This is a genomic window from Streptomyces sp. NPDC031554 (assembly GCF_055580685.1).
The window spans coordinates 97,519-113,288 of sequence record NZ_JBVIKX010000004.1; the positions used below are offsets into that span (position 1 = coordinate 97,519).

Below are 15,770 nucleotides of genomic sequence, written 5' to 3' on the forward strand. Positions count from 1 at the left end.
GTCGCCCGCGCGGGCCCCGTCCGTCTCGCCCCGGCTTCCCCGGCTCCTTACTCCCCCAGACCCTCGGCCGCGCGGATGGCGTCCCGGTAGGTGCGGGCCGCCGCTCGCAGGGCCGCTTCCGGGTCCACGCCCTCCGACTCCGCGCGGGCCGCCAGGGCGAGCAGGTCGTAGCCGATGCCGTCCGCCGCCGGGAGCGGCACCTCCAGGTGCGCCGAGCGGGCCCGCGACGCGAGCTTCGCCGCCAGGGCCAGGCCCGGCTGGTGGAGGGGGACGCCGTCGGTGACCGACTCGCGGCGCTTCTCGACCGCCTTCGTGCGCAGCCAGTGCTCCTTGACCTCCTCGGGGGTGGTCGCGGTGGCGTCGCCGAAGACGTGCGGGTGGCGGTGGACGAGCTTGGTGACGATCGTGCCCGCGACGTCGTCGACGGAGAAGGGGGCCTCCTCGTCCTCCTCGGCGATGCGGGCGTGGAAGACGACCTGGAGGAGGACGTCGCCCAGTTCCTCGCGCAGCTCGTCGCGGTCGCCGTCCTCGATGGCCTCGACGAGTTCGTACGCCTCCTCGATGCCGTACTTCGCGAGGCCCCGGTGGGTCTGCCGGGAGGACCAGGGGCACTCGGCGCGGATGCGGTCCATGACCTGGACGAGGTCGAGGAGGCGGGCGCCGGGGAGGTCGTAGGAGGCGGGGAGCAGTTCCAGGTCGGGCATGGTCACGCGGCCGGAGCCGGCCAGGCGGGCCAGGCCGTCCGTCAGGGCGGGTTCCCCCTCGCCGGTCGCCACCACGACGACCGTGCGGCCGCCGGCACAGGCCGCGAGGAGGTCCTCGGCGGTGGGGGCGTCCTGCGCCACCGCTATGCCGGCCTCGCGCAGGTACGGCAGCTGGGGATGGGTGCCGTCCGCGCACATCACCCGGTCGGCCTCGCGCAGCGCCTGCCAGGCGGGCCAGGACAGCAGGCCGGGGGCGACCCGGTGGCTGGTGGTGAGCAGGACGACGCGGCCGGGGGCCGGGGCGCCTTCGGGGCTGGTTGCGTTCACCCTCCGAACGTAACCCAGCCCGCCGCCGGCACCGGCCGCGCCGGGAGGTCAGGCCGTCCGCGGGGGCTGGGACGCCGTCGTGACGTCGCGGACCCACGGGGTCCTGGCGTCGACGCGGCTGACCTTCCGCACGTCCCAGTCGCCGTAGCGCGGGTTGAGGTCGATGTCGAGGTCCCGCGACGCCTTCGACAGGGCGTTCCAGAACTCGGGCCGGCTGGTGTCGGTGCCGAGCTCCGCGGCGAGTTTCTGGGCCTCCAGCTGGAGGCGGAGGTTCTCGTCGAGGCGCTGCGGCGGGATGCCGTACTGCTGGAGCCAAGTGGTCTCCAGGCCCTTGGCGCCGCCCGCCTGCTGCTCCAGGCCGGCCCGCATCTCCTGGACCTCCTTGCGGCTGACGGTGACGTCCGCGTCCTCGGCGGCGCGGTGCAGCACCCGGTCGAGGACCATGCCATGGAGGGTGTCGCGGGTGAGGGTGCCGGTGCGGGCGATGGCCTGGGCGTACTGGGTCTCGTCGGGGACGGCGGCGCGCTGTGCCTCGCGCACCTCGTTCACCCGGCCCTCCAGCTGCGAGACGGTGATCCGCTGGCCGCCGACGACGGCCGCCGCTCCGGGACGGGCCTCGTTCCCGCAGGCCGTGAGGAGCGGTCCCGCCACGACGATCGCGGCGGACAGCAGGAGCGCGGTGCGACGACGGCGGTGCAAGGAAGCCTCCCGAGGAGATTGTGCGGCGGTGCACAAAGTCTTGCGGTGATCGATGGTAGGCAGTGGGGCGGCTGGGGCCAACCCATTGGACCAACGATTCACCGGGACTTCGGGCACCGCCGCGCCCGCACCCGTACGGGGGTCAGCCCACGAGGGCGACCGGGGCGTCCCAGGCGTTGCGGTCCACGGTGATGGTGTGACCGCCGCGGGTCTCCTTGCTGTTGACCATGTACTGGTGGCCGCGGCTGTGGTTCGTGTACAGCTTGGGGTCCCAGGGCCAGTCGGTGGTGGTGGTGTTCTTCTTGTCCCACAGCGCGTACCAGAGGTTGCCCGGCAGGTCCGTCTTGTTCGTCGCGGTGGCGATCGCCTTGGCGCTGGAGCTGCTGAAGCCGTAGTAGCCGGCCCGGTAGGTCTTGGCGCGCAGCGTCTTGGTGAAGGAGCGGACGTAGGTGAGCACGGCGTCGTTGCACGCCTTGTTCGTGATGTCGTACGGCTCCATGTCGAGGTAGATCGGGCTGCCGGCCTTCATGCCGAGCGCGCCGGCCTTGGCGACGGCGTCGGCCGCGTTGCTCGCGCCGACGGAGGCCGCGGTGGCGGCGGTGAACTTCTCCGGGTTGGCGCTGGTCTGGCAGGGCGGCTGGGCGCCGACGTAGAGCGGGATGAGCTTCCAGCCGGCCGTGTCGACCGACTTCACCCAGGACGCGGTGAGGTTGGCCTGGGTGCAGCCGCGGTTCTTGCCGCCGATGTAGACGGCGGCGGCGCCGTAGAAGCCGTCGCCCTTCCAGGCCTTCATCGCGGCCAGGGAGGGCGCGGTGCAGGTGTCGAAGGCGCGGCCGGTGTAGGTCTTCTGGGCGGGCCAGGTGGTGGCCGCCATCGACGTCTGCGCGGCGATCCCGGCCCCGGCGAGGACGGCCGCGCCGGCCACCCCCCACGTGATGTGTCTGCGTCTTCTGGACTGCCGGTGCTCGGCCATCCCCACCCCATCGTCTCGTCTGCGCGCGTACGGCCCGGTCGCGGCGTACGCGTGTGCACAGGTGTGTGCCCCCTGAATCGAACGCACCGTATCCCGCGTCTCTCCGGCGGAGGGAAACACGGGGCCCGCACAGCGGCAAGGTTCACTCATGTCACGGTAAAGACAGGGAGGTCCGGGCGGGCCCCGCCGTGGCCTAATCTTGCTCCCTGGCTACCAGGGGGGCGACATGACGACAGTGATGACGGATGCGGACAAGCGGCTCGAGGCGGGCTGGTTCCAGCGGATCGCCTGGGTGGCGCTGGCGTGGCTCTCCTTCGGCCTGCTGGCGTGGGTGCCGTTCCTGTACGTGGCGATCCGCCGCGGCCGGTCCTCGGACTGGGTCGCCTTCGGCGCGTACGCGCTGTACGAGTGCGTGACCGTTCCGTGGATGGCGACGGACGACAGCTCGGACGGAGACGAGTTCATGGGCCTCGCCATCATCGTGACGCTGGTGACGGCGGCCTGCATGCTGCTGTTCGCCATGTTCGACCGGCGGATCCCGACGATGCCGGCGACGGCGTACGGCACGCCGGGGCCGCAGGGGCACCCCTACCAGCAGGGGTACCCGTACGGCCGGTAGCAGCCGTACGGCCGGTGGTACCCGTACGGCCGGTGGTACCCGTGCCGCCGGTGGTGCCCGGTGCCGGACCGGCGGTGGCGGTCAGAGCGGGTGCCGCATCCAGACGTTGGGCTCCACGTACACCGCGTGGTCGCGTTCCGGCTCGCAGCGCACCGGCACCAGCGCGCCGGGCACCTCGACGTCGCCCCGGGTGTCGAAGGGCAGCCCCGTCCAGCGGCGCCACTCGGCGAGGGAGGCGGCCACCGTCATCGACGCCGGCGCGATCCGCTCGATGCCCGCTCCGGCCCGGGCGTGCACCCGCAGCCACGGGTCGTACGGCAGTCCGTCGTCCCGCACCCGGTGGGCGTACTCCTCGACGGGGGTGTGCGGTTCGAGGTGCTTGGCGCTCGGGCGGACCGGGGCGACGACCTCGGTGAAGCCCCGCGCGCGGGCGTTGTCGCGCATCGCGGAGAGCATGCGGCCGGACAGGCCCCGTCCCTGGGCGTGCGGGGCGACCACGACGGAGACGGCGCTCACCGTGTCCGGACGCACCCCGCGGCGCAGGTCGGAGAAGGCCCACACCAGCACCTGGTCCCAGCCCCGGGCGGGCAGCTCACCGCGCCCCTCGGCGCGCAGGGCGAACGGCACGCTGAAGGCGTGCGCGAGGACCTGGCCCCGCTCGTCCTCGGCGAACAGCACGTACTCCGGCAGCTCGACGGGGATCCGCCCGTAGTGCGCGTTGCCCACCGGGTCCTGGGTGGCGAACTCCGGCCAGCTGTCGGGCATGTCGAACACCGGCCCCAGCATCTCGGGTCGCTCGGCGAGGGAGAAGACCTTCGGTTCCATGGGGGCACGGTAGGCGGCGGCGCGGCGGCCGCGGTACGCATTTTCACGGCCGCGGGTTCATGGGCGCGGGGTCGCGGACGCGGATTCGTGGACGTGGGGACGTGGGGACGCGGGCGGGCCGGGCGGTCGGGCGGCGTGCTCAGCCGGCGTGGAAGCGTTCCGGCGCCTTGGTCGGGTTGCCGCCCGTGGGGAGTGCCTGGTCGGGGCAGCCGGAGAGGACCTTCTTCATGGCGGCCTTCTCGGCGGCGGTGACCCACAGCTGGTACTTCTTCTTCACCGCGACCTGCGCCGCCACGTACGGGCACCGGTAGGCCTTGTTGGGCGGCAGCCAGGTCGCCGTGTCGCCGTCCCCCTTGGAACGGTTGGTGCTCGCGTCCACGGCGAGCAGGTTGAGGGGGTCGTTGGCGAGGGCGATGCGCTTGCTCGCGTCCCAGTACTTGGCGCCCTTCTGCCAGGCGTCGGACAGGGCGACGACGTGGTCGATGTCGACCTTGCTGCTGCCGCGCCGGTAGGTGACCTCCTTGCCGGAGTACGGGTCCGACTCCAGCACGCCGTAGGACACCTTGCAGACACCGCCGGTGAACCGGACGTCCTCCAGGTCCCGCTTGAGGATGTCGTCGCGGGTCCCGCAGTCGTTGGAGTCGGTGTCGGCCCAGGCGCGGCCGAACTTGTCCCGGTCGTAACCGGTGCGCGGTGCCCGTCCCTTCACGGTGAGCGACTCGGCGGCCGTCAGGGCGGCTCCCCCGCCCTCGGCGCGTCCGGTCCCGGTGGTGCCGGTGCCGGGGACCTGGTCGGTGCAGCCGGTCATGACGCACACCAGTACCGCGGCCGTCACCGCTCCGCCGCTCAGACGCCGCACGCGACCCTCCTCCGCTGGACCACCCACACCCGTACAGGGCGTTTTCCCCCGCCGGACTCGTGTACACCGTAGGCCAGGGGCGCACGGGGGGGGCGGACGGGGGCCGTCCGCGGGAGACCCCTCCGGGACTCCGAGAACGGCCGCGCGCCGCCCTTCGCTCCCCGGACACCGGACCGCGGGCGCCGGTGCCCGATCCTCGGGCTCCGGGCTCCGGGCCTCGGGCTCCGGGCTCCGGGCCTCGGGCTCCGGGCTCCGGGCCTCGGTGCCTGCCGATGCCCGGGCACGAGTACCGACCCCGGACCCCGGACCCAGGCACCGGCACCGGCACCGGCACCGGCACCGGCACCGGCACGGTGACTAACCCAGCACCGTGACCAGGAACTCGCCGACCCAGCCGAGCAGTTCGCGTCCGACCAGCGGCTTGCCGCCGACCTTCGCGGTCTTGGGGCGGGGTACGAGGAGCTGGTGCGCGGTCGGCTTGACGACCGACCCCGGATAGACCCGCTTGAGCCGCAGCTCCTGCGACTCGCGCAGCTCCACCGGCGCGAACCGGACGTTGCTGCCCTGGAGCATGATCTCCCCGACGCCGCACGACCGCGCGAGCATCCGCAGCCCGGCCACCAGCAGCAGGTTCTCCACCGGCTCGGGCAGCTTGCCGTAGCGGTCGACGAGTTCCTCGCGCACGGCCTTGACGTCGTCCTCGGAGTTGGCCGAGGCGATGGCCCGGTAGGCCTGCAGGCGCAGCCGCTCGCCGGGGGCGTAGTCGTGCGGGACGTGCGCGTCGACGGGCAGTTCGATCTTGACCTCGAGGGGCGCCTCCTCCTCGATCCCCCCGGTCTCCAGCTGCCTCCGGTAGTCCGCGACCGCCTCGCCGACCATCCGCACGTACAGGTCGAAGCCGACGCCGGCGATGTGTCCGGACTGCTCGCCGCCGAGGAGGTTGCCGGCGCCGCGGATCTCCAGGTCCTTCATCGCCACGTACATGCCCGCGCCCATCTCCGTGTGCTGGGCGATGGTCGCGAGCCGCTCGTGGGCCGTCTCCGTGAGCGGCTTCTCCGGCGGGTACAGGAAGTAGGCGTAACCGCGTTCGCGGCCGCGGCCCACCCGGCCGCGCAGCTGGTGCAGCTGGGACAGGCCGAAGTTGTCGCCGCGTTCGACGATGAGGGTGTTGGCGTTGGAGATGTCGATGCCGGACTCGACGATGGTCGTGGAGACGAGCACGTCGAAGCGCTTCTCCCAGAAGTCGACGACGACCTTCTCCAGCGCGGTCTCCGACATCTGGCCGTGGGCGGTGGCGATCCGGGCCTCGGGCACGATCTCGCGCAGCCTCGCCGCGGCCCGGTCGATGGACTCGACCCGGTTGTGGATGTAGAAGACCTGGCCCTCGCGCAGCAGTTCGCGGCGGATCGCGGCGCCGATCTGCTTCTGCTCGTAGGGGCCGACGAAGGTGAGGACGGGGTGGCGCTCCTCCGGGGGCGTGGTGATCGTCGACATCTCGCGGATGCCGGTCACCGCCATCTCCAGGGTGCGCGGGATGGGGGTGGCCGACATCGTCAGGACGTCGACGTTGGCCCGCAGCTTCTTCAGCTGTTCCTTGTGCTCGACGCCGAAGCGCTGCTCCTCGTCGACGATGACCAGGCCCAGGTCCTTGAACTTCGTCTCCGAGGAGAACAGGCGGTGGGTGCCGATGACGACGTCGACGGAGCCCTCCCGCAGGCCCTCCAGGACCGCCTTGGCCTCCGCGTCGCTCTGGAAGCGCGACAGCGCCCGCACCTTCACCGGGAACTGCGCGTACCGCTCGCTGAAGGTGCCGAAGTGCTGTTGCACCAGCAGCGTGGTGGGCACCAGGACGGCGACCTGCTTGCCGTCCTGGACGGCCTTGAAGGCGGCGCGCACGGCGATCTCCGTCTTGCCGTAGCCGACGTCACCGCAGATCAGGCGGTCCATGGGGACCGACTTCTCCATGTCGTCCTTGACCTCGGCGATGGTGGTGAGCTGGTCGGGCGTCTCCGCGTAGGGGAAGGCGTCCTCCAGTTCGCGCTGCCAGGGGGTGTCCGCGCCGAAGGCGTGTCCGGGCGCGGCCATGCGGGCGCTGTAGAGCTTGATCAGGTCGGCGGCGATCTCCTTGACGGCCTTCTTCGCGCGCGCCTTCGTCTTCGTCCAGTCGGCGCCGCCCAGCCGGTGCAGGGTGGGCGCCTCGCCGCCGACGTACTTGGTGATCTGCTCCAGCTGGTCGGTGGGGATGTAGAGGCGGTCGCCGGGCTGGCCGCGCTTGGCGGGGGCGTACTCCACGACCAGGTACTCGCGGGTGGCGCCCTGGACCGTGCGCTGCACCATCTCGATGTAGCGGCCCACGCCGTGCTGCTCGTGGACGATGTGGTCGCCCGCCTCCAGGGTGAGCGGGTCGATGGTCTTGCGGCGGCGCGCGGGCATCCGGGCGCCGTCCTTGCCGGCCGCCTTCTGCCCGGTCAGGTCGGTCTCGGTCAGGACGGCGAGTCCGAGCGCCGGGTCCACGAAGCCGTGGTCGATGCAGCCGCACGCCACGTGCACGACCGAGGGGGAGATCTCGCCGAGGTCCGCGTCGAGGCGGGCCGCGATGCCCTCGCCGCCCAGCACCTCGACCGTGCGGGCCGCCGGGCCGTGCGCCTCGGTCACGAAGACCGTGCGCCGGCCCTCGGCCAGCCAGCCCTTGGTGTCGGCGAGGGCTCTCGCGGTGTCGCCGCGGTAGGCCTCGGGGGCGTGCATGCCGAGCTTGAGGGTGTCCGCGTCCAGCTCCAGGTCGGCGGCGAAGGGGGACACCGACCACCACATCATGTCCAGCTCGCGCGCGCGGTCCCGCACGTCGGCGAGGGACCACAGGGAGGCCGCGCCGACGTCGATGGGTGCCTCGCCCCCGCCCGCGGTGGCCGCCCAGGACGCCTGGAGGAACTCCTGGCTCGTCGCCACCAGGTCCGCCGCGCGCGTGCGGACCCGCTCGGGGTCGCAGACGACGGCCATCGACCCCTCGGGCAGCACGTCGAGCAGCAGCTCCATGTCGTCGACGAGGACGGGCGCGAGGGACTCCATGCCCTCGACGGCGATCCCCTCGGCGATCCTGCCGAGCAGCTCGCCCAGCTCGGGGTGCTGTTCGGCGAGGGCACGCGCGCGCGTGCGGACGTCGTCGGTGAGGAGGAGTTCGCGGCAGGGGGGTGCCCACAGCCCGTGTTCGGCGACTTCGAGGGAGCGCTGGTCGGCGACCTTGAAGTAACGGATCTCCTCGACCTCGTCGCCCCAGAACTCGATGCGCAGGGGGTGTTCCTCGGTGGGCGGGAAGACGTCCAGGATGCCGCCGCGCACGGCGAACTCACCGCGCTTCTCGACCAGTTCGACGCGCGCGTACGCGGCGGCGGCGAGGGCTTCCACGACCTCGTCCAGGTCGGCCGCCTGACCGCCCCTCAACGCCACCGGCTCCAGGTCGCCGAGCCCCTTGACCTGCGGCTGGAGCACCGAGCGCACGGGCGCCACGACGACGGAGACCGGGCCGGTCTCGGGGTCGTCGGGGCGGGGGTGGGCCAGGCGGCGCAGGACGGCGAGGCGGCGGCCGACGGTGTCGCTGCGCGGGCTGAGCCGCTCGTGCGGGAGGGTCTCCCAGGAGGGGTAGTCCACGACGCCGTCCGGGGGGAGCAGCGAGCGCAGGGCGGCGGCGAGGTCCTCCGCCTCCCGGCCGGTCGCCGTGACCGCGAGGACCGTGCGGGAGGTCTCCCTGGCGAGGGCGGCGATCGTGAAGGGGCGGGCCGCCGGGGGGCCGACGAGGTCGATGTGCATGCGGTTGCCGTCGGCGGCGGCGGAGACCGCTTCCGCGAGGGCGGGGTCCTTCACTACGGCGTCGAGCAGACCGTGCAGGCTCATGGAGGGGGTTTTCCGTCCGGGGGTCCGAGGTGGGTGGTCTTGGCTGGATGGTCCGGACCGGATGATGCGGGCCGGGTGTACGGGGCGGGGGCCGGGTGAGCGGGTGGGTCGGTGGGCGGGTGTGCTCCTGGCCGGTGGACAACGCGAAGGGCCCGACGCGTGTCACGGGCCGGGGGTGTCCAGGGTACGACGGGGCGGGGCGGTCCGCCCGGGGCTGTGGACAACGCGGGGCGGCGGCGGGGCGGGTCGTCCACGGCCCGGCTCGCGGGGCACGACGAAGCCGGCGCCGAGAAGCCCCCCGTGGCTTCTCGGCGCCGGCTCGGCCGGCCGGAGGTCAGTCCGTGGCGATCGCGTTCAGGACGTTCATCCGGCCCGCCCGGAACGCCGGGACCAGCGCGGCGAACAGGCCCACGAAGGCCGAGGCGACGAAGACCCCGATGATCGTCGGCCAGGGGATGTCGAGGACCTTCAGGCCCTCCAGGGCGAGGAGCTGCTGGGCGGTGGCGCCCCAGCCCATGCCCAGGCCGAGGCCGAGCAGCGCGCCGAAGAGGGCGATGACGACCGACTCCAGACGGATCATGCGGCGCAGCTGCCGGCGGGAGAGGCCGATCGCCCGCATGAGGCCGATCTCCCGGGTGCGCTCGACCACGGACAGGGCGAGCGTGTTCACCACACCGAGGACCGCCACGATGATCGCCAGTGCCAGGAGGCCGTAGATCAGGTTCAGCATCTGGCCGATCTGGTCCTTGAGGGCTTCCTTGTAGTCGGTCTGGTCGCGGACGGTGTACTGCGGGTAGTCGTGCAGCGCGGACTTCAGCGAGGTGTAGGCGGCGTCCTGCTGCCCCTCCTTCGCCGTGGCGAAGACGAGCAGGTCGAGCGGCATCTTCTCGGCCGGCACGTACCTGGCGACGGTCGAGATGGAGGCGTACATGGCGCCCTTGTCGATGACGACCTCGTCGCTGGTGATCGCGCGGACGGTGAGCGTGGCGGCGGCGCCGTCCTCGAAGGCGACCTCCACCTTCGAGCCGATCGTCAGGCCGTGCTCCTCGGCGAAGCCCTCGAAGACGGACATGGAGTCGGGGCGGTAGGCATCGGCGAGCTCGCCGGCCACGGTCTCGGTGGAGACGTCCGTCGCGTACGACGGGTCGGCGGCGTTGATCGTCTCGCCCTTGGACGTCCTGCCGTCCGGGGTCGTCAGGTCGGCGTCGAGGATCTTGTACTCGGTGACCCGTTCCAGGCCCGGCGTCGCCTTCACGGCCTGCACGGCCTGCGGGGTGATCAGCTGGCCGCCGTCGTTCTGGATGATGAAGTCCGTGCCGACGCTGCTGTCGAGCTGCTCGGAGGCGGAGGCGACCATGGAGGAGCCGACCACCGACAGGCAGGCGACCAGGGCGAGCCCGATCATGAGGGCGGCGCCGGTGGCGCCGGTGCGGCGCGGGTTGCGCAGGGCGTTGCGCTCGGCCATCCGGCCGACGGGGCCGAAGGCCCGCAGCACGATCGCGCCGAGCACCCGGACCAGGCCGCCCGCGAGGAGCGGGCCGATCACCACGAACCCGATCAGGCTCAGGACGACGCCCAGACCGAGCCACAGGGAGCCCTCGCTCGCCTTGTCGGCGGCGGAGGCGAGGTAGAGGCCGGCCGCGCCGCCGCCGGTGAGCAGCAGTCCGAGCGCGGCCCGCACCACGCCGGCCTTGGCGTCGGTGGGGGCGCCGGCGTCGCGCAGCGCGGCCATCGGGGAGACCTTGCCGGCCCGGCGGGCGGGCAGGTAGGCGGCGAGGACGGTGACGACGACGCCGAGGACCAGGCCGATGACCGGGGTCGTCCAGGCCACCGTGAGGTCGTCGGTGGACAGGTTCATGCCGGTCAGGCCCATGAGCTTCATCAGGCCGACGGCGATGCCGACGCCCGCGCCGACACCGAGGACGGAGCCGACGACTCCGAGCAGCAGCGCCTCGGCCAGGACCGAGCGGTTGACCTGCTTGCGGCTGGAGCCGATGGCCCGCATCAGGCCGATCTCACGGGTGCGCTGGGCGACCAGCATGGAGAAGGTGTTGACGATCAGGAAGATGCCGACGAGGAAGGCGATCCCGGCGAAGCCGAGCATCGCGTACTTCATCACGTCCAGGAACCCGCCGACGCTCTTCTGGTTGGCGTCCGCGGTCTCCTTGGCGGTCTGCACCTTGTAGTCGCCGCCGAGCGCGGCCACCACGTTCTTCTTCAGCCGGTCGTCGCTCACCCCGGCCGCGGCCGTGACGTTGACGTTGGTGAAGACGTCGGGCTCGCCGACCAGGGTCTGCTGCGCGGTCCTGGTGTCCAGGTAGAAGATCGCCGCGCCGGGGTTGGTGACGGTGAAGGACGCGAGGGCCGAGACCTTCGCGGTGTGGGTGCCGACCGCGGTGATGACGGCGATCTCGTCGCCGATCTTCAGGTGGTGCTTGTCGGCGGTGTCGGCGTCGACCATGATCTGGCCGGGGTTCCGGGGCGCGGCACCTTCGGTGATCTTCATGGTGCGGGCCTCGTTGGCGTTCCAGCTGCCGACGATGGTGGGGCCGCCGCTGGACGGCGACAGGCTGTCCTTGTCGGCGTCGACGACGGTCACGGAGGTGGAGAAGACGGTTCCCTCCGCCGACTTCACGCCGGCCGCCCCGCGGACCTTGCCGACCACGTCGGCCGGCATGACCGGCGGCTTGCCGTTCTTGGAGGTGGTCTCACCGGTGTCGGAGGCGCCCTTGGCGCTCACCGTCACGTCGGAGGAGGTGGCCGCGAACAGCTTGTCGAAGGTGGTGTTCATGGTGTCGGTGAACACCAGCGTCCCGCAGACGAAGGCCACCGACAGCAGGACGGCCACGGCCGACAGCGCCATGCGCCCCTTGTGCGCGAAGAAGTTGCGCATCGAGGTTCTCATCACGGTCATGACGTACGCCCCCGGGCGTCGAAGTCCTTCATGCGGTCCAGGACCTGGTCGGCGGTGGGCTGGTGCATCTCGTCGACGATGCGGCCGTCGGCGAGGTACAGCACGCGGTCGGCGTAGGAGGCGGCGACCGGGTCGTGGGTGACCATCACGATGGTCTGGCCGAGTTCGTCCACGGAGCGGCGCAGGAAGCCCAGGACCTCGGCGCCGGCCCGGGAGTCGAGGTTCCCGGTCGGCTCGTCGCCGAAGATGATCTCGGGGCGGGCGGCGAGGGCGCGGGCCACGGCGACGCGCTGCTGCTGGCCGCCGGAGAGCTGGGTGGGCCTGTGCCTGAGCCGGTCGGACAGCCCGACCGTCTCGACGACCTGCTGGAGCCAGGCCTTGTCGGGCTTGCGGCCGGCGATGTCCATGGGCAGCGTGATGTTCTCGATCGCGTTGAGCGTCGGCAGCAGGTTGAACGCCTGGAAGATGAACCCGATCCGGTCCCGGCGCAGTTGCGTCAGCTTCTTGTCCTTGAGCCCGGTGATCTCGGTCTCGTCCAGGTGGATCTGCCCGGACGTGACGGTGTCCAGGCCGGCGAGGCAGTGCATCAGGGTGGATTTGCCGGACCCCGAGGGGCCCATGATCGCGGTGAAGCGGCCACGGGCGATGTCCACGTCGACGTGGTCGAGGGCGACGACGCGGGTCTCCCCGGACCCGTACGCCTTGACGACCTGCCGCGCCCGAGCGGCAACGGCCGTACGCCCTCCAGTGCCCCCGTGCCTGGGAATGGTCACAGCCGAAGTCACGTGAATCTCCAAAGGTCGAAAGTGCGGAAGTGAGCTGGGCGCGCGGGTGGTGCCGCGCCGTGCGTGGTGCGGTGTCGCGGTCCCGGTTCCCACGTCGAAGAGTCTGTCGGCGCGACCGGGTGCGGCGCGCTGGGGCTCGGGCCCGTCTTCGTGGGGGGTTAACCCCACCTCCGGCCGGTGGGGTTGTCCGCCCCCATCGGCGTAAAGCCAGGTTAAGGAGGCACCCCGGCCTTCCTCGTCCTCCGGCGGGACGACCTCTCCCCGAGCCGTAGTACGGAGACACCCCTAGGGGCTGTCCACCGAGAGGTGGAGTGCTCCTGGGGGTCGTGTCCACCCTCGGGCCCGGTCGGGCTCCACCCTCCCGTCGGGTCGGGGTCGAGTGGGAGGCTGTCCGGGGTTGATAGGTGCAAGGGGCACGGGACCGGCAGGGGAGGGGCACGGGATGGGCGACGTCAGACCCGCGACACGGGAGGCCGCGGGGCGGGGAACGGCACCCCCGAAGCGGGGGGCGGTGGTCGCCGCGCTGATGCTCTCCATGGCGCTGGCCGCGCTCGACGCCACCGTAGTCTCCACCGCCGTGCCGCAGATCGTCGGCGACCTGGGCGGGTTCTCCGTCTTCTCCTGGCTGTTCTCCGGCTACCTCCTCGCCGTCACCGTCACCCTGCCCGTCTACGGCAAGCTCTCCGACACCTTCGGCCGCAAACCCGTGCTGGTGGCCGGCGCGGTCCTCTTCCTGCTCGGCTCCCTGCTGTGCGCGCTCGCCTGGGACATGGGCGCGCTGATCGCGTTCCGCGTCGTGCAGGGACTGGGCGGCGGCGCGCTGCAGGGCACCGTGCAGACCCTCGCCGCCGACCTCTACCCGCTCAAGGAGCGCCCGCGGATCCAGGCCAGGCTGTCCACGGTGTGGGCGGTGTCCGCGGTCGCGGGACCGGGGTTGGGCGGGCTGCTGGCGGAGTACGCCGACTGGCGGTGGATCTTCCTGGTCAACCTGCCCGTCGGGGCGGTGGCGTTGTGGCTGATCGTGCGTCACCTGCACGAGCCGGAGCGGGCGTCGGGGGCACGCGCGCGGATCGACTGGGCGGGCGCGCTGGCGGTCTTCGCGACCGGCGGGGTGCTGCTGACCGCGCTGGTGCAGGGCGGGGTGGCCTGGCCGTGGCTGTCGGCGCCGTCGTTCGCCCTGTTCGCCGCGGGGCTCGCCCTGGCCGGCCTCGTCGTGGCCGTCGAGCGCCGGGCCGCCGAGCCGATCATCCCCGGCTGGGTGTGGCGTCGCCGTACGATCGCCGCGGTCAACCTCGCGCTGGGCGCGCTGGGCCTGCTGATGGTGGCGCCCGCGGTGTTCCTGCCGACGTACGCCCAGGCGGTGCTGGGCCTGGACCCGGTGACGGCCGGGTTCGTGCTGTCGGTGTGGACGCTGAGCTGGCCGCTGTCGGCCGCCCTCAGCCAGCACGTGTACCGGCGCATCGGCTTCCGCGACACCGCGCTGCTCGGCATCGGCGCGGCGACCCTGGTCCTGCTCGCGTTCCCCCTGCTGCCGTATCCGGGGGCGGCCTGGCAGCCGGCGCTGCTGATGCTGGTGCTCGGCGCGGCCCTCGGCCTGTTCCAGCTGCCGCTGATCGTCGGCGTGCAGTCGACGGTCGGCTGGTCGGAGCGCGGCACCACCACCGCGTCCGTCCTCTTCTGCCGGCAGAGCGGGCAGACGATCGGCGCGGCCGTCTTCGGCGCGGTCGCCAACGGCGTGCTGGCGGCCCGGCTGGGCGGCACGGGCGACCTGGACTCCGTCGTGCGCGACCTGGACGCGGGCGCCGCCGCCGGGGCGACCCGGCACGCGGTCGCCGAGGCCGTGCACGCGGTGTACCTGGGCGCGGCGGGCGCCGCCGCGCTCGCCTTCCTGGTGCTGCTGTGCCTGGCCCCCCGTCACTTCCCGGTGCTGACCGAGCCGGACGACTGACCCGGCGCCGGCCTGTCGCCGCGGGCGGCACCCCGCCCCGGCGGCCCGGGCGGCGCCCCGACCCGGTGCCTCGGGCGGCGGCCCGCCCCGGCGTCCCGGCCTCGCGCCGCCGCCCGGCAGCACGGCCCGACGCCACAGCCCGGCACCCCCGCCCATCGGCACGGCCCGGCGCCGCGTTCCCGCGGCGAGCGCCCGCCGATCGGCCGGGTCGGTCACCGTCCCGTCCGGTTCCGTCCCCCGACCGCCCGGTGCCGCGCCGCGCCCCGGGCGGGCGGGGCGCGGCGGACGTTCACCGCGCGCCGCGCCCCGTCAGGGTGCTCAGGCTGCTGCGCACGGAGTCGATCTGCGCCTGCACCTCGTCCCACCGCTCGCCGTGCTCGCACAGCACCCGTTCCGTCTCGCGGGCGATCCGTTCCGCACGCGCGCGTGCCTCGACGAGGATCGCGGCGGCCCGCGCGCACGCCTCCTCCTGGCTGCGGCGGGCGGCTTCCCCGGCATCGGCGAGGGCCTGCTCCGCCACGGACAGCGCCGCCTCGGCGCGCGCCGTCAGCCGGGCGTGGTGCGCGTCGAGCGCGGCGGCGCAGCCGGCCTCCGCACGCCCGGCGGCGGCCCACCGCTCCGCCTCCTCCCGCTCCCGGTCGGCGAGCAGGGCGGCGGCGCGCCGGCGCGCCTCGCGCAGAACCGCGAGGGCCTCGCCCCGGCGCTCCCTCACCTCGCGCCGGGCGCCGACGCGGATCGCGTGGGCCTCGGCGCGCGCCGCGAGCAGTTCCCGCCGGGCCCGCTCCTCCGCCTCCGCGCGCACCTCCTCGGCCCGCTCCCGCGCCGCCGCACGCACCGCCCGGGCCTTCGCCCCGGCCCGCTCGACCTGCTCCCGCGCCGCGCTCCGGGCGCTCTCCCGCACGTCCGCCGCCTCCTGCCGCGCGAGCTGGAAGATGCGCCGCGCCCTCTCCCCGAGGGCGTCGTACGTCTGCGGCGCCAGCCCGTCCACGGCTTCCCGCAGCCGTACGGCCCGCGCCTCCATGTCCCTGGCCAGCACGGTCAGCCGGGCCGCCCGCTCCCAGGCGGCGTCCCGGTCGGCCGAGAGCGCGGCGGCGTACGCGTCGACCTGTTCGGGCCGGTACCCGCGCCCGCGAACGGTCATGAACCCGGGTGGCGCCATCGAAGCGTCGGTCACCTGGAACCCCTCTCCACCGGACGGCCGCGGAACAAATGATTTCCCGCATATCCTG

At 73.2% G+C, this 15,770-nt stretch carries 11 protein-coding genes; 2 read left to right on the forward strand and 9 right to left on the reverse strand.

The window, feature by feature from the left end:
• Positions 1-47: 47 nt before the first annotated feature.
• The 3 genes from ACZ5FU_RS12415 to ACZ5FU_RS12425 form a co-directional block, all read right to left on the reverse strand.
• Positions 48-1,031, reverse strand: a complete 984-nt coding sequence (locus ACZ5FU_RS12415; protein ID WP_469045293.1) for a nucleoside triphosphate pyrophosphohydrolase — start codon at positions 1,029-1,031, stop codon at positions 48-50.
• Between the two features lie 48 nt (positions 1,032-1,079).
• On the reverse strand, positions 1,080-1,730 hold the full coding sequence (locus ACZ5FU_RS12420) for a SurA N-terminal domain-containing protein (protein ID WP_451527431.1): 651 nt from the start codon (positions 1,728-1,730) through the stop codon (positions 1,080-1,082).
• Positions 1,731-1,872: 142 nt separating this feature from the next.
• A complete protein-coding gene (locus ACZ5FU_RS12425; RefSeq protein ID WP_451527432.1) occupies positions 1,873-2,703 on the reverse strand; it encodes a glycoside hydrolase domain-containing protein in 831 nt (276 codons plus the stop codon).
• Positions 2,704-2,929: 226 nt separating this feature from the next.
• Between ACZ5FU_RS12425 and ACZ5FU_RS12430 the strand changes: the two genes are divergently transcribed.
• Positions 2,930-3,322 (forward strand): hypothetical protein, encoded by a 393-nt coding sequence (locus ACZ5FU_RS12430; RefSeq protein ID WP_451527433.1) that lies wholly within the window; start codon positions 2,930-2,932, stop codon positions 3,320-3,322.
• A gap of 81 nt (positions 3,323-3,403) precedes the next feature.
• On the opposite strand, the gene ACZ5FU_RS12435 is transcribed toward ACZ5FU_RS12430, so the two are convergent.
• The 5 genes from ACZ5FU_RS12435 to ACZ5FU_RS12455 all read right to left on the reverse strand — a co-directional run bounded on the left by ACZ5FU_RS12435 (position 3,404) and on the right by ACZ5FU_RS12455 (position 12,593).
• Positions 3,404-4,147, reverse strand: coding sequence for an N-acetyltransferase (locus ACZ5FU_RS12435; RefSeq protein ID WP_468834638.1), 744 nt, complete (start codon positions 4,145-4,147; stop codon positions 3,404-3,406).
• Positions 4,148-4,286: 139 nt separating this feature from the next.
• On the reverse strand, positions 4,287-4,955 hold the full coding sequence (locus ACZ5FU_RS12440) for an HNH endonuclease family protein (protein ID WP_468644587.1): 669 nt from the start codon (positions 4,953-4,955) through the stop codon (positions 4,287-4,289).
• Positions 4,956-5,363: 408 nt separating this feature from the next.
• Positions 5,364-8,894: a transcription-repair coupling factor gene (gene mfd / locus ACZ5FU_RS12445; RefSeq protein ID WP_451527436.1), complete on the reverse strand. Its 3,531-nt coding sequence runs from the start codon at positions 8,892-8,894 to the stop codon at positions 5,364-5,366.
• A gap of 334 nt (positions 8,895-9,228) precedes the next feature.
• Positions 9,229-11,808, reverse strand: coding sequence for an ABC transporter permease (locus ACZ5FU_RS12450; protein ID WP_468834640.1), 2,580 nt, complete (start codon positions 11,806-11,808; stop codon positions 9,229-9,231).
• Positions 11,805-12,593 carry an ABC transporter ATP-binding protein gene (locus tag ACZ5FU_RS12455; RefSeq protein ID WP_451527438.1) on the reverse strand — a complete coding sequence of 263 codons (789 nt, stop codon included), beginning with the start codon at positions 12,591-12,593 and terminating at the stop codon, positions 11,805-11,807. Before ACZ5FU_RS12455 ends, ACZ5FU_RS12450 begins: the two co-directional genes overlap by 4 nt.
• A 442-nt stretch (positions 12,594-13,035) precedes the next feature.
• Between ACZ5FU_RS12455 and ACZ5FU_RS12460 the strand changes: the two genes are divergently transcribed.
• Positions 13,036-14,541: an MFS transporter gene (locus ACZ5FU_RS12460; RefSeq protein WP_451527439.1), complete on the forward strand. Its 1,506-nt coding sequence runs from the start codon at positions 13,036-13,038 to the stop codon at positions 14,539-14,541.
• Between the two features lie 289 nt (positions 14,542-14,830).
• Here ACZ5FU_RS12460 and ACZ5FU_RS12465 read toward each other — a convergent pair whose 3' ends face one another.
• Entirely contained in the window at positions 14,831-15,682 is an 852-nt protein-coding gene (locus tag ACZ5FU_RS12465) for a cellulose-binding protein (protein WP_469045294.1), read from the reverse strand.
• Between the last annotated feature and the right edge of the window lie 88 nt (positions 15,683-15,770).

Bases quoted from the DNA above. Each gene is read 5' to 3' on its own strand.
- ACZ5FU_RS12425 (WP_451527432.1), bottom strand. From the start codon at position 2,703: ATGGCCGAGCACCGGCAGTCCAGAAGACGCAGACACATCACGTGGGGG.
- ACZ5FU_RS12430 (WP_451527433.1), top strand. From the start codon at position 2,930: ATGACGACAGTGATGACGGATGCGGACAAGCGGCTCGAGGCGGGCTGG.
- ACZ5FU_RS12435 (WP_468834638.1), bottom strand. From the start codon at position 4,147: ATGGAACCGAAGGTCTTCTCCCTCGCCGAGCGACCCGAGATGCTGGGG.
- ACZ5FU_RS12440 (WP_468644587.1), bottom strand. From the start codon at position 4,955: ATGACCGGCTGCACCGACCAGGTCCCCGGCACCGGCACCACCGGGACC.
- mfd (WP_451527436.1), bottom strand. From the start codon at position 8,894: ATGAGCCTGCACGGTCTGCTCGACGCCGTAGTGAAGGACCCCGCCCTC.
- ACZ5FU_RS12450 (WP_468834640.1), bottom strand. From the start codon at position 11,808: ATGACCGTGATGAGAACCTCGATGCGCAACTTCTTCGCGCACAAGGGG.
- ACZ5FU_RS12460 (WP_451527439.1), top strand. From the start codon at position 13,036: ATGGGCGACGTCAGACCCGCGACACGGGAGGCCGCGGGGCGGGGAACG.
- ACZ5FU_RS12465 (WP_469045294.1), bottom strand. From the start codon at position 15,682: ATGACCGTTCGCGGGCGCGGGTACCGGCCCGAACAGGTCGACGCGTAC.